The sequence below is a fragment of the Pseudoxanthomonas daejeonensis genome (assembly GCF_022637495.1).
Lineage (GTDB): Bacteria > Pseudomonadota > Gammaproteobacteria > Xanthomonadales > Xanthomonadaceae > Pseudoxanthomonas > Pseudoxanthomonas daejeonensis.
Window position 1 is genome coordinate 2,357,177 of the sequence record NZ_CP093331.1, and the last position, 13,762, is coordinate 2,370,938.

Annotated in this window: 11 protein-coding genes; 8 read left to right on the forward strand and 3 right to left on the reverse strand. The window is 67.6% G+C overall.

All coding sequences use genetic code 11. The features are described 5' to 3' along the window. Positions 1-13: 13 nt before the first annotated feature. The gene (locus tag MNQ95_RS10535; protein WP_241952841.1) at positions 14-316 is read left to right on the forward strand and encodes an Mpo1-like protein; all 303 of its coding nucleotides are present in this window, start codon (positions 14-16) and stop codon (positions 314-316) included. An 18-nt stretch (positions 317-334) separates the two neighbouring features. On the opposite strand, the gene MNQ95_RS10540 is transcribed toward MNQ95_RS10535, so the two are convergent. The 3 genes from MNQ95_RS10540 to MNQ95_RS10550 are packed head-to-tail and all read right to left on the reverse strand — an operon-like array spanning position 335 to position 3,949. Next, positions 335-706 carry a DMT family protein gene (locus MNQ95_RS10540; RefSeq protein WP_162408278.1) on the reverse strand — a complete coding sequence of 124 codons (372 nt, stop codon included), beginning with the start codon at positions 704-706 and terminating at the stop codon, positions 335-337. Positions 707-764: 58 nt separating this feature from the next. After that, a complete protein-coding gene (locus tag MNQ95_RS10545; RefSeq protein WP_241952842.1) occupies positions 765-3,251 on the reverse strand; it encodes an ABC transporter permease in 2,487 nt (828 codons plus the stop codon). Then, positions 3,248-3,949: an ABC transporter ATP-binding protein gene (locus MNQ95_RS10550; RefSeq protein ID WP_338423344.1), complete on the reverse strand. Its 702-nt coding sequence runs from the start codon at positions 3,947-3,949 to the stop codon at positions 3,248-3,250. The genes MNQ95_RS10545 and MNQ95_RS10550 overlap by 4 nt, the downstream gene beginning before the upstream one ends. A 44-nt stretch (positions 3,950-3,993) precedes the next feature. Here MNQ95_RS10550 and MNQ95_RS10555 point away from each other — a divergent pair, with 44 nt between their 5' ends. The 7 genes from MNQ95_RS10555 to MNQ95_RS10585 all read left to right on the forward strand — a co-directional run bounded on the left by MNQ95_RS10555 (position 3,994) and on the right by MNQ95_RS10585 (position 13,504). Then, the gene (locus tag MNQ95_RS10555; protein WP_241952843.1) at positions 3,994-4,632 is read left to right on the forward strand and encodes an arylesterase; all 639 of its coding nucleotides are present in this window, start codon (positions 3,994-3,996) and stop codon (positions 4,630-4,632) included. 97 nt (positions 4,633-4,729) lie between these two features. Further along, a complete protein-coding gene (locus MNQ95_RS10560) occupies positions 4,730-5,449 on the forward strand; it encodes a response regulator transcription factor (RefSeq protein WP_162408276.1) in 720 nt (239 codons plus the stop codon). A 126-nt stretch (positions 5,450-5,575) separates the two neighbouring features. Further along, positions 5,576-6,901, forward strand: a complete 1,326-nt coding sequence (locus tag MNQ95_RS10565; RefSeq protein WP_241952844.1) for a sensor histidine kinase — start codon at positions 5,576-5,578, stop codon at positions 6,899-6,901. A gap of 103 nt (positions 6,902-7,004) precedes the next feature. Beyond that, on the forward strand, positions 7,005-8,507 hold the full coding sequence (locus MNQ95_RS10570) for an efflux RND transporter periplasmic adaptor subunit (RefSeq protein ID WP_238390239.1): 1,503 nt from the start codon (positions 7,005-7,007) through the stop codon (positions 8,505-8,507). Further along, on the forward strand, positions 8,504-9,235 hold the full coding sequence (locus MNQ95_RS10575) for an ABC transporter ATP-binding protein (RefSeq protein ID WP_241952845.1): 732 nt from the start codon (positions 8,504-8,506) through the stop codon (positions 9,233-9,235). Before MNQ95_RS10570 ends, MNQ95_RS10575 begins: the two co-directional genes overlap by 4 nt. Next, on the forward strand, positions 9,232-10,461 hold the full coding sequence (locus MNQ95_RS10580; protein ID WP_162408272.1) for an ABC transporter permease: 1,230 nt from the start codon (positions 9,232-9,234) through the stop codon (positions 10,459-10,461). Before MNQ95_RS10575 ends, MNQ95_RS10580 begins: the two co-directional genes overlap by 4 nt. 460 nt (positions 10,462-10,921) lie before the next feature. After that, positions 10,922-13,504 carry a TonB-dependent receptor plug domain-containing protein gene (locus MNQ95_RS10585; protein ID WP_241952846.1) on the forward strand — a complete coding sequence of 861 codons (2,583 nt, stop codon included), beginning with the start codon at positions 10,922-10,924 and terminating at the stop codon, positions 13,502-13,504. The last annotated feature ends 258 nt before the right edge of the window (positions 13,505-13,762 follow it).

A 13,762-nucleotide genomic window follows, 5' to 3' on the forward strand; every position in this document is an offset into this window, starting at 1 on the left:
CGGGAGGGACGCGATGGCCCGTTTCAGCAGCTTCAGTGAGTTCTACCCGTACTACCTGGCCGAACATGCCAATCGCGCCTCGCGCCGGCTGCATTTCATCGGCAGCTGGGGCGTGCTGGTGCTGGTCGCGCTGGCGCTGGCCCAGCGCAACCCGTGGTGGCTGCTGGCCGCGCTGTTCTGCGGTTATGGATTCGCCTGGGTCGGGCATTTCTTCTTCGAGAAGAACCGGCCGGCGACGTTCCGGCACCCGTTCTATTCGTTCGCCGGCGACTGGGTGATGTTCAAGGACATACTCACCGGCAAGATCCGCTTCTGAGCGTGCGCGCGTCGCGCTTCAGTGCGCTGGCGCCGGACCGTCGTAGAACATCAGGAAGGCCGCGCCGACGATCAGCACGAACGCCGCGTAGTGGTTCCACTTCAGCGGCTGGCCCAGGTACCAGGCCGAGAATCCGGCGAACACCACCAGGGTGATGATTTCCTGGATCGTCTTGAGCTGGACCACCGAATACACGCTGCTGCCCATCCGGTTGGCCGGCACCATCAGCAGGTACTCGAAGAACGCGATGCCCCAGCTGACCAGGATCACGGTCAGCAAAGGCGCGTGCTTGTACTTGAGGTGCCCGTACCAGGCGAAGGTCATGAACACGTTGCTGCCCAGCAGCAACAGGATGGGAATCAGGTAGCTGGACGAGGGCAGGCTGGGCATGGCGGCGAAGGCAGGGAAGGGCAGCGCAGCATAACCAGCGCCCCTTCCGGCCGTCGCCTCAGCCCTCGCGCAGCGCCAGGGCCGGGGGCGTGCGCAGGATCCGCCGCGTGCCCGACCATCCAGCCAGCAGGCTCAGCAGCACGCCGCCGGCACCGCCCGCCAGCAGCGAAGGCCATGGTGGCGACAAAGCCAGTTCGAACAATTGCCGCGACACCAGCGTGCCGATGATCGCCGCCGCACCCACCGCCAGGATCGCGGCGAGCAGGCCCAGCGCACCGAACTCCACCAGCACGGCGCCGCGCAACTGGCCATGGCGTGCCCCCAGGGTGCGCAACACCGCGCTGTCGTAGCGACGCTCGCCGGCGGTGGCCTGCAGTGCGGCCAGCAGCACCAGCACGCCGGCGGCCAGGCTGAAGCCCATCACCAGCTGCACCGCCTGCGCCACCTGTTCGATCACCTCGCGCACGCGCTGCAGGATCGCGTCGATCTCCAGCACCGACACATTCGGGAATTCGCGCGCCACCGGGGCCAGTTGCGCGGTGCGTCCGGAGGGCAGGTGGAAACTGGAGATCAGGCTGTAGGGGGCGTCGTCGACCGCGCCGGCATTGAGGAGCAGGAAGAAGTTCACCCGGAACGAATCCCAGTCGGCCTTGCGCAGGCTGGTCACGGTGAAGCTGCGTTCCTGTTCGCCGAGCAGCAGGGTGACCGTGTCGCCGAGGTCGACGTCGTAGCGCTGCGCCCAACCTTCCTCGACCGACGCTTCGGCGGTGGCGCTGTCCGCGGTCCAGAAGCGGCCGGCGGTCAGCGTATTGGCCTGCGGGAAGGTATGCCGCCAGGAGAAGTTGATCGGGCGGTTGGCGTCGTCGTCTGGATCGCCCGCATCGCGCTGCGCACGCTGCGGCGGCTGCCCGTTGATCGCCACCAGCCGGCCGGTGCCGAACGGTTGCAGGTCCGGATCGGCGACGCCGATGCCGCGCAAGGTGGCCTCCACCGCGCCGGCCTGGTCGCGCTGCACGTTGAGCAGGAAGTGGTTCGGCGTATCCGGCGGCAAGCGGTCCCGCCATTCGCCGAGCAGGCCGGGGCCGATTACCGCCAGCAACAGCAGCGCGCACAGGGACAGCGACAGGCCGACCAGCTGGACCACGGCCAGCGAGCGTCGCCGGGTCAGCGCGGCGAGGCCAAGCTTCCACGGTCCATGCAGGCGATCCTGCAGGCGGCGCAACAGCCACAGCAGCGCAGCGCCGACGGCGGCAGCGAGCAGCGCGAGCACCGCCAGTCCTCCCAGTACCCACATCGCAAGCTGCATGTCGCCGGTCGCGTTGACCGCCAGCGCCACGGTGGCGGCCAGAGCTGCCAGGTAGGCCAGCGCCGAAGTCGGAGGCAGCGCCGCGAAGCTGCGGTTGAGTACGCGCATCGGCGGCACCCCGCGCAGGCGCAGCAGCGGTGGCAGGCCGAAGCCGAGCAGCAGCAGCAGGCCGATGCCGGCGCCGCTTAACACCGGCGCGGCCTGTGGTAGCGGCAGCCGCGCCGGGATCAGGCTGCCCAGCGCTTCCACCAGTGCAACCTGCGCGAGCATGCCGATGCCGATGCCGAGCACGCACGCCGGGATCGCCAGCAGCAACAGCTGCAGCGCCAGCGCGGCGAGGATGTCGCGCTGGCGCGCGCCCAGGCAGCGCAGGATCGCGACCGTGTCGATCCTGCGCAGGGCGAAGCGGTTGGCGGCCAGGGCGGTCGCGACGCCTGCCAGCAGCACCGCCAGCAGCGCCGACAGTGCGAGGAAGCGGCCGGCCCGGTCGAACGAGTTGCGAAGGCCCTGCTGCGCATCCTCCAGCCCGACCAGGCGTTGTCCCGGATCGAGCCGCGGCTGCAACCATTCGCGCAATGCCGCGATGTCGGCCAGGTCACCGGCGAACATCAGTCGATAGGAGGCGCGGCTGCCCGGTCCGAGCAGGCCGGCAGTATCGATATCGGCACGATTGACCAGCAAAGGTGGCGCCATCTGCAGCAACTCGCCGGAAGCATCCGGCTCGGCCACGAGCACGCGCGCGATCCGCAGCTGGCTGCTGCCGAATTCGATCTCGTCGCCAATGCCCACGCCCAGCGCGTCGAGCACGCGCGGGTCGGCATAGGCTTCGCCTGGTGCCGGCGCACCGGCGCGCTGTGCGTCCAGTCCGCCCGCATCGCTCGCCACGCGCAGCTCGCCGCGCAGCGGATAGGCTGCGTCCACGCCCTTGATCGTGGCCATCTGGCTGGCCTCGCCATGGAACAGGACGCTGGGGAACGCGACCATGCGCGCGCTGCGCAGGCCGCGCCGCTGCGCCTCCGCGGCAAATTGCGCGGGCAGGTCCTGGCGGCCGCGCACCCCGAGGTCGCCGCCGATCACTTCGGCCGCGCTCGAGGACAGGGCCGAGGTCACCCGGTCCACCAGCGTGCCGACCGCGGTCATCGCGGCCACGCCCAGGACCAGCGCCGCGAACACGGTCAGCAGGTCGCCTGCGAGGAACTCGCGCCTGAGCGAACGCGCGGCGTGCCGGAACACATTCATGCAGCGGACTCCGCTGCATCGGCTCGGGGCAGCGGATGCAGGCGCCCGCCGTCGAGCCGGTAGATGCGCCCGCAACGACGGGCCAGCGACAGGTCGTGGGTGACCAGCACCAGGGTGGTGCCATGGTGGCTGTTGAGTTCGAACAGCAGGTCGCTGACGTGCTGGCCGGTAACCTGGTCGAGGTTGCCCGTGGGTTCATCGGCGAACAGGATCCGCGGGCGGCCGACGAATGCGCGGGCCAGCGCCACGCGCTGCTGCTCGCCGCCGGACAGCTGGCGCGGGTAATGGCGACGACGCTTCTCCAGGCCGACCGCCTCGAGGACCTCGCGTACCCGCGCAGGATCCTCGCGTCCGGCCAGTTCCAGCGGCAGCGACACGTTCTCCTCGGCGGTCAGCGAGGGCAGCAGGTGGAAGCTCTGGAAGACGAATCCGACTTCGCGCGCGCGCAGCGCCGCGCGCGCCTCCTCGTCCAGCGATTCCAGCGCCTGGCCGGCGAGGCTGACCGAGCCCTGGCTGGCCAGGTCCAGTCCTGCCATCAGGCCCAGCAGGGTGGTCTTGCCCGAACCGGACGCCCCGACGATGGCGACCGTTCCGCCTTCATCGACGGTCAAGTCCACGCCATCGAGAATCCGGACTTCGCCTTCGGGCCCGTTCACCGACTTGCCGACGTCGTGAATCGTGATGGCCGCAGTGGCTATGCTGTTTGCGGAAGGCGATCGTGTATCGATGGGAGACTCCAGGAATGCGGTTCGAGACGGGTTCGATGCGAAGAAGGCTGGCCTGCGCGCTGCTGCTGGCAGGATCGCTGCTGGCGCCGGTGCTGGCCTGTGCCAGAGGTCCGGTCCTGGTACTGGGCGACAGCCTCAGTGCAGAACACAACATACCTGCCGGCTCGGGCTGGGTCAGCCTGCTGGAGCGGCGCATCGCCGCCGAGGTCGCCTCCCCGCCGAAAGTGGTCAACGCCAGCATCAGCGGGGAGACCACCGCCGGAGCGCTGGTCCGGTTGCCCGCGTTGCTCGAGAAGCACCGGCCGTCTGTGCTGCTGATCGAACTGGGCGGGAACGACGCCTTGCGCGGACTCAGCCCCGCGCAGCTGCGTGGCAACCTGGAGCGGATGCTGGTGCTGGCCGACGATGCCGGCGCCAAGGTGCTGCTGCTGGGTATCGATGTCCCGCCCAACTATGGCCCGGCCTACCGCGAACGGCTGCGGCGCAGCTACGCCGAGCTCTCGGCCGCTCACGCCGCCGGGCTGGTGCCGTTCTTTCTCGAAGGCGTCGCCCTGCAACCAGGCCTGATGCAGGCCGACGGCCTGCATCCGACGGCGAAGGCCCAGCCGCGGTTGCTGGAGAACGTCTGGCCGGCGCTGGAGCCGCTGCTCTGAACGGTGGTTGAAGCAGCGTCCGCCAGTCGGCCGCCTTCACATGCCATCTACCGGGCCTTGGGCACGCTTCACAAAGCTGAAAACACGGAGCGGACACATGCGTCAGGGCAAAGAAACCTCGGGACTGGTGCTGGTGGTCGAGGACAACCGGAACATTTCCGAGATGATCGGCGAGTATCTGGAGAGCCGCGGGTTCGAGGTCGACTACGCCGCCGATGGCCTGGATGGATATCGCCTGGCTGCCGAGAACAGCTACGACGCGGTCGTGCTGGACCTCATGCTGCCGCGGCTGGATGGCATCGAGGTCTGCCGGCGCCTGCGCAGTGACGCGCGCAAGTCCACCCCGGTGCTGATGCTGACCGCGCGCGACACCCTGGACGACAAGCTCACCGGCCTGAGCCACGGGGCCGACGATTACCTGACCAAGCCGTTCGCGATCCAGGAGCTGGAGGCGCGCTTGCGCGCCCTGATCCGCCGCGAGCGCCGCCAGGTCGGTTCGGAAGTGTTGACCGTGGCCGACCTGGTGCTCGACCCGGTGAGCATGCGTGTCACGCGTGGCGACAACGAACTGCAGCTGTCGCCGATCGGGCTGAAGCTGCTGACCATCCTGATGCGCGAATCGCCCCGGGTGGTGAGCCGCCAGGAGATCGAGCGCGAGATCTGGGGCAACAGCCTGCCTGATTCGGACACGCTGCGCAGCCACCTGTACAACCTGCGCAAGGTGATCGACAAGCCATTCGAGCGCCCGCTCCTGCATACCGTGCAGAGCGCCGGCTACCGCGTGGCCGATATCGCCCAGCCGGTCGCTGCCAACTGATCCAGGCCAATGAGCGGCGCGGCGCCATGCAACAACGGCGACGCCCGGCAGGGAATCGCCCCGGCAATCACGCCGGGGCGATCCGTTCCTGCCTACACTCGGCAGCCTCGTTCGAACCCCGTATCGATGCCACACGGCCTGCCAAGGAAGATCAGGATCGCCTTCATCGTGCAGATGGTGATGGCGAGCCTGGCGATCCTCGTCGCTTTCTACGTCGTGGCTACGCTGTACAAGTACAGTTTCATCCAGGCCACGCTGCAGGACGAAGCGGCGCACTACTGGCAGCTGTACCAGGCGTCGCCCGCGCAGCCACCGCCCAACAACTTCGCCCTGCGCGGCTACCTGGTCGAGGCCGGTTACTCCAACCTCTCCCTGCCGGCGAACCTGCGGCCCTTGACGCCCGGTTTCCACGAACTGGCCAGCGACGGCCAGCTGGTATGGGTCGACCGCCAGGAAGCGGGCACCCTCTATCTTGTGTACCTGCGCGACCAGGCCACGCGCGTGGCGGTGTGGTTCGCGGTGTTGCCGGCGATGCTGGCGCTGTTCGCGATCTACGGTGCGACCTGGCTGACCTACAAGGCGTCCAAGCGCATGGTGTCGCCGGTCGCCTGGCTGGCGCGGCAGGTGTCGCGCTGGGATCCACGGCATCCCGACATCGCCGCCCTAGCGCCCGAGTGCCTGCCGGCCGACATGGAGGGTGAGGCCAGGCAACTGGCGCGGGCGCTGCATTCGCTGGGCGGACGGGTCGAGGCCCAGCTCGAGCGCGAACGCAACTTCACCCGTGATGCCAGCCACGAACTGCGTACGCCGCTGACCGTGATCCGGGTCGCCAGCGACATGGCCCTGGACGAGGCGGACGTACCGCAACGCGTGGTCCGCAGCCTGCAGCGGATCCAGCGCTCGGGGCGCGACATGGAGGCGGTGATCGACGCATTCCTGATCCTGGCGCGCGACTCGGACATCGAGCCGCAGAGCGAGTGGTTCCAGGTTTGCGAAGTGGTGCAGGAGGAGGCTGACAGCGCCCGTGCCCTGCTTGGCGACAAGCCGGTCACGCTGGAAGTGGATTGCGTTGCCCGGCCCCAGCTGTATGCGCCCCCGCGGGTGCTGCACGTCGTGGTGGGGAACCTGTTGCGCAACGCCTGCAGCTACACCGACCGGGGCACGGTGACGGTCACCATCGAGGCGGACAGCGTGGTGGTGAGCGACACCGGCATCGGCATGGCTCCCGACGCGCTGGCGCGGGCGTTCGAACCTTTCTACCGGGCCGCGCCGGAACGCCCGATGGGCACCGGGCTGGGCCTGTCGATCGTCCTGCGCCTGTGCGAACGCTTCGGCTGGACGATCAGTCTGGACAGCACCCTGGATACCGGCACGGTGGCGCGCATCCGCTTCGCACCTCCGACAGGTGGTGCGTTGCCCACGGCGCCCGCAACGGGCACGACGGCTGCCTGAGCCGGTCAACCCGGCGCCATCCCGCGCGTTAGAGTGTGCGACCCCCATTCAAGTTGCGCGCATGAGCCGACCGTCCCGTCCCCAGGTTTCCCGTTCCCGTTCCATGCTGCTCCGTGCGGGTGGCGCGATCGCAGTGCTGGCCCTGCTCGGTGCGGGAATCTGGTTCTGGCGGCAACATCAGTCCGCCGGTGCCGAGGGTGCGTTCCGCACGGCACCGGTCGAGCGCGGCAACATCCGCGTGGCGATCTCTTCTACCGGCACGCTCAGCGCGACCTCCACGGTGACCGTGGGCAGCCAGATTTCCGGGCAGGTGACCGAGATCCTGGTGGATTTCAACGACCGGGTGACACGGGGCCAGGTGCTGGCCCGGATCGACCCGAAGACCTACGAAGCGCAGATCGCTCAGGGCAACGCCCAGGTCGCCAGTGCCCGGGCCAGCCTCAGCCAGGCCCAGGCGACCCAGCGCAATGCGGCGCTGGACTACCAGCGCAAGGCCGAACTCGTGCAGCGCCAGCTGGTCGCTCGCAGCGACGTCGATCTGGCCAAGGCGGCGCTTGACCAGGCCAACGCCCAGGTCGCCTCGGCGCAGGCGCAGATCCAGCAGCAGGCCGCGGCCACCCAGACCACGCGGGTCAACCTGGACCGCACGGTGATCCGTTCGCCGGTGGACGGCGTGGTCCTGACCCGCAGCATCGAGCCGGGCCAGACCGTGGCCGCGAGCCTGCAGGCGCCGGAGCTGTTCACCATCGCCGAAGACCTGGCGCAGATGAAGATCGAGCTGGCGGTGGACGAGGCCGACATCGGCCAGGTCGAGACGGGGCAGGGCGTGTCCTTCACCGTCGACGCCTTTCCGGACCGGCAGTTCCGTGGCGAGGTGCAGCAGGTGCGGCTGGCGGCGACCACCAGCAATAACGTGGTGACCTACCCGGTGGTGGTGGCCGTGGACAATAGCGACGGTACCTTGCTTCCAGGCCTGACCGTCAACGCCGAGATCGAGGTGAGCCGCCGCGACGGCGTGCTGAAGGTGGCCAACGCCGCGCTGCGCTTCAAACCCACCGACCAGGGCGCGGCGGGCGGAGCGGCGGCCGCGATGCCGTCCGGCATGCGCGGCGGTGGCACGGGCATGATCGACGACCTGACCGCTTTCGTCGCAACCCTGCAGTTGACCCCGCAGCAGCAGGCGGCTTTCGATGCCGATGCCAACGCCGCGCGCGCGCGCCAGGAGGAGATGCGCAAGGCGATGGAAGCGGCGCTGCAGACAGCGCAGCGCGCCGGCAGCGGCATGCCGCAGGGGCCGATGATGGTCCAGCGCGGTGGCCAGGGCGCCGGTGCCAGCGGCCAGATGCGGCAGCGGATGCTGGAGCGTTTCCAGCAGAATTTCGCCACCTTCCTCGGCACCCTGGACGAATCGCAGCGGCAGGCGGTCCAGCGCCAGCTGTCCAGCCTGTCCAGCGCGCGCCGGGTAACGGTCTATCGGCTGGAGTCGGGCAAGCCGGTGCCGGTCCAGGTGCGCCTGGGCGCCAGCGACGGCACCAGCACCGAGATCTCCGGCGGCGTGAAGGAAGGCGACCAGCTGGTTACCGGCGAGCGGGCGAGCGCGCAATGAGCGCGGCGTCCGCAGCCACCGCTCCCGCAGCGGTTCCGGTGATACGCACGCTCGGCCTGGGCAAGGTCTATTCGCCCGGCAGCGAAGCCGAGGTGGTCGCGCTGAGGAACGTCGACCTGAGCGTGGCGGCTGGCGAATTCATCGCGATCATGGGCCCGTCAGGTTCGGGCAAGTCGACGCTTATGAACCTGATCGGTTGCCTGGACACGCCCACGGCCGGCCAGTACCTGTGCGACGGCGTGGACGTGGCGACCCTGGATGCCGAAGAGCTGGCGGCGCTGCGACGCGACAAGATCGGTTTCGTGTTCCAGGGCTTCAACCTGTTACCGAGGATGAGTGCGCTGGACAATGTCGCCATGCCGCTGGGCTACGCCCGGGTTCCCCCCAGCGAACGGCGCGATCGCGCGCGCGTCGCGCTGGAGGCGGTAGGCCTGGGTGCGCGCGTCGACCACAGGCCCAACGCACTTTCCGGTGGGCAGCAGCAGCGCGTGGCCATTGCCCGCGCGCTGATCAACAACCCGCCAGTGCTGCTCGCCGACGAGCCGACCGGCGCGCTGGACAGTCGTACCGGCGAGGAAATCCTGGCCCTGTTCAAGCGCCTGCGCGACGACGGCCACACGGTGGTGCTGATCACCCACGACTCGCATGTCGCCGCGCATGCCGACCGCATCTGCGTGATGCGTGACGGCGAACTCCACGAGGCTTCGCACGACGAGGTGGCCGCATGAGTTTCCTGGACATCCTGCGTACCGCGGTGTTCGCGCTTCGCGGCAACTGGATGCGCAGCGCGCTGACTTCGCTGGGCGTCATCATCGGCATCGCCGCGGTGATCATCATGGTCTCGGTCGGGCAGGGCACGCAGGCCGAGATCGATCGCCAGCTGGCCGGGCTGGGCGCGCAGAAACTGGATATCGGTCCGCAGGGCCAGCGCGCGATGGGCGGCGTGCGGATGAGCGCGAGCAGCTTCTTTACCCTGACCGAGGGCGACATCGAGGCGATCCGCGAGGAGATCCCCGAGGTGCAGTACGTTTCCGGCTCGCTGCGCGGCAGCAACCAGGTGGTCTTCGCCGAAAACAACTGGGCGACCAGCTGGCAGGGCATCCAGCCGGACTTCCTGCAGATCAACGGATGGCAGATCGCCAACGGCGCCGCGTTCGAGCCGCAGCAGTACGGCGGCGAGAAGGTGGTGATCCTCGGCGAGACTGTCCGCCGCGAACTGTTCGGCGGCGGCACCGGCATCGGTGAAACCGTGCGTATCGGCCGTACCAATTTCACCGTGACCGGCACGCTTGCACCGAAGGGCATGAGCGGCTTCGGTCGCGATCAGGACGACGTGGTGATGGTGCCGCTGGACACCGCAAGGCGGCGCCTGTCAGGCATGGGGCTTCCGCCCGGGTCGGTGATGGATGTGTCACTGGCCGTCGCCGATGCGCGCGACCTGGCCTATGTGCAGGGCGAGGTGGAATCGCTGCTGCGCCAGCGCCACCGGATCGAGCCGGGTGATGCCGACGACTTCCAGGTCCGCAACGTTTCCCAGCTGGTGGCCACGCGCACCCAGACCACGCGTCAGATGTCGTGGTTGCTCGGTGCGGTGGCCACGATCTCGCTGATCGTGGGCGGCATCGGCATCATGAACATCATGCTGGTGTCGGTGACGGAGCGGATCCGCGAAATCGGACTGCGCCTGGCGGTCGGGGCCGGGCCTTCGGATGTGCGCCGGCAGTTCCTCGCTGAAGCCATGCTGCTGTCGCTCGGTGGTGGCGTGCTCGGCATCGCGTTCGGTATCGCTGGCGCGTTGCTGGTCGGCCAGTACAACACCGAGCTTCCGATCGAGCTCAACAGCAGGGTCATCACCCTGGCCGCGGCGTTCTCGGTGGCGACCGGGTTGTTCTTCGGTTACTACCCGGCGCGCAAGGCTTCGCAGCTGGATCCGATCGAGGCGCTGCGGCAGTAGGGGAGCGCGGCAGACGCGCGAGCCGCGTCAGCGCGGTGGTGATGTTGCGCCGCAGCAGTGCGCGGGCTGGCGAATGAGGCTGGGCTGCGTTGCGCGCCTGCGGCGGCGTGGACGGCGCTGCCTCGCATGGTCTGAATCAGATGCAACCACAGTCGCTCCAGTGGGGTCCGCATGGGCCGCTGTCGCGCGCAAACCCCGGTAATTCGCAAACTCCGATTTCGTGCCTCGAAAATGAATAGGGAAGACGAAACGCCGAGCCAAATCCGTATGTTGCTAATTGGCAAGGAAATTCTGGTTCAGGCGCATTGGTTGCAAAAGAGTCGATAACGCACCCTTGCGACAAAATTAAGGAATTGCTAACTTCCGGGGCAGCTGGATCGGGCTCCCTCCCCATCCGGCAACCCAAATTCTTGATGCTGGCACAAGCGTCGGGACCCTCTTTAAAGCTGGAGAGAGAATGATGAAGTTCAACCGTAATCCGCTGAGCGAGTCCGTGCGCTTCGGCCTGGTGGCCGGTCTTGCCGCCGCCGTCGTTGCACCGGCCGCGTTCGCCCAGGACGCCACCGAAGACGCCGAGGCCAAGACCCTCGACCGCATCGAAGTTACCGGTTCGCGCCTGAAGCGCGCCGACATCGAAGGCGCCGTGCCGGTCATCGTGATCGACCGTGCGTCGATCGATGCCAGCGGTGACGTGTCGGTGGCCGACGTGCTGCGTGACAGCACCTTCGCTTCCTTCGGCAACTTCAAGCCGCAGTCGGGCAGCTCCGCCCAGTCGCTGGCTTCGGTCGACCTGCGTGGTCTGGGTTCGGGCCGTACGCTGGTCCTGATCGACGGCCGTCGCGCCCCGACCAACCCGATGTCGGCCTCCTCGGGCTCCGACCTCAATGCCATCCCGCTGGCTGCCGTCGAGCGCATCGAAGTGCTGTCCGACGGCGCTTCGGCCGTGTACGGCTCCGACGCGATCGGTGGTGTGGTCAACATCATCCTGCGCAAGGACTTCAACGGTGCCGAGCTGCGTTACGGCTACGGTTCCACCGCCGTCACCGGCGGCGACCTGGAAGACGTTTCGGCTGTCTTCGGTACCGCCAGCGACCGTGGCCGCCTGATCGGTGGCGCTTCGTACTCCAGCCGCGGCATGGTCTTCACCCGCGACCAGATCGGCGGCGACACGCTGGGCGTGTCGGTCTACGGCAACAACTACTACGCCTGGACCAACCCGACCGGAACTGCCGGCGCCATCGCGCCGGTCCCGGGCTTCGCCTGCAACGACAACGGCTTCTGGACCCAGTCGAACGGCCGCTGCTCGTTCGACTTCAACTCGGTCGCGGCCAACGACGCTGCGGTCGACAACACCTCGGTCTTCGTTCGCGGCGACTACCAGATCAACGATGACTGGACCGTCTACATGACGGCGACCACCACCAAGGTCGAGACCTTCGGTCGCTACGCCCCGGTTCCGGGCGTGATCCGCGTTGAAGACGGCACCCCGAACGACATCAACGGTGGCGTGATGGGCGGCGCCGGTGACGGCCGTCCGACCTACTTCTACCACCGCTTCGCCGCGGCCGGTAACCGTGACAACTTCACGGACACCACCAACAACGACTTCCTGGTGGGCTTCCAGGGCCAGCTGACCGACACGATTTCGGTCGACTTCGGCGCGCGTCGCACCAGCTACAAGTACATCGAGACCGGAAACGGCTACGTGGTCGCGAGCCTGGCCCAGCTGGCCGCGAACGCCGGTGACTACATGCTCACCGATCCGTTCGGCGCCACCCAGGAGACGCTGAATGGCTTCACGGCCACCATCGGCCGCAATTCGTTCTACAAGAGCGCCGAGTACTTCGCCAACGTCAACTTCGACCTGTTCGAAATGGGCGGCGGCATCTCCAACGCCGTGGTCGGTGCCGAATACCGCGAAGACCGTTTCGCCGACGTCTACGACTCGCTGTCGCAGGCGGGCGTGGTGCTGGGTTCCTCGGGTGGTTCCTCGGGCGGTGGTCGCGACGTGACCTCGGCCTACTTCGAGTGGCTGCTGCCGTTCACCAGCTCGTTCGACATCACCCTGGCCGGCCGTTACGACAAGTACAGCGACTACGGCAACGACTTCTCGCCGAAGATCGCCGCCCGCTGGCAGCCGCTGGACAACCTGACCTTCCGTGCTTCGTACGGCCAGGGCTTCAAGGCTCCCGGTCTGGACATCCTGACCCAGGCCCGTTCGTTCTCGGCCGAGCCGGTCAACGATGTGGCGTCCTGCCTTGCGCAGGCCGAGCCGTCCACCTGCCAGCTGCAGGTCGATACCTACTTCATCGCCAATCCGGCGCTGTCCTCGGAGCAGTCCGACCAGTTCAGCATCGGCGTGGTGTATGACCCGGTCGACTGGCTGGACCTGAGCCTGGACTACTACAACATCACGGTTGAGGACACGATCTCGCAGATCGGCGCCCAGGACATCATCAACATGGACGTGGATCCGGCCAATTACGGCACGATCCCGGCCGGCCTGAGCATCACCCGTCGTGCCGACGGCAGCATCCGCGAAATCACCGCTGGTTACGCCAACGAGGGTGACCTGGAGACCGACGGCCTCGACTTCCGTGCCAACACGGACTTCGATTTCGGCAGCGCGGGTCGCCTGCAGAACCGTCTGACCGTTTCGTACATCAACAAGTACGACGTGACCACGATCAACGGCGAAGTCATCGAGTACGCCGGCCGTCACGGTTACCCGGATCTGCGTGCCGGTCTGGCCAACGACTGGGCGTTTGGCGACTGGGCCTTCACCTGGAACGTCAACTACATCGCTGGCCAGCAGAATCCGCGCACCGCCAGTGGCGCCGCGGGTACGCGGGTTGGCGGTTACGCCACCAACGACGTCCAGGTTGCATGGAGCGCTCCGTGGAACGGCAAGGTCGCGATCGGTGCCACCAACGTGGGTGATCGCTATCCGGAGCTGAAGGCGTTCGACGGCCGTCCGTGGAACTTCTACCTGTACGACGCTTACGGCCGTACGATCTACCTGCGCTACACCCAGACGTTCTGATAGTTGATAGTTGAACGACTGCGGTAACTGGAAGGCCCCGGAAACGGGGCCTTCTTTTTTTGTACGCTTTCCCGCGACGACGGCATCACTTGGCATGCCTGTCGATCGCCGCCATGCTGATCTCAAGACACGCCGGAGTTTTCGATGAGTTCCAGTGACGACAGCACGCGTCGCGCAGCGTGGTCCGCCTATTGGTCCAGCGGGCGCATGCATTCCTGTGCCACGAGCTACGGGAACAACTATGGGGGCGCGATCGCG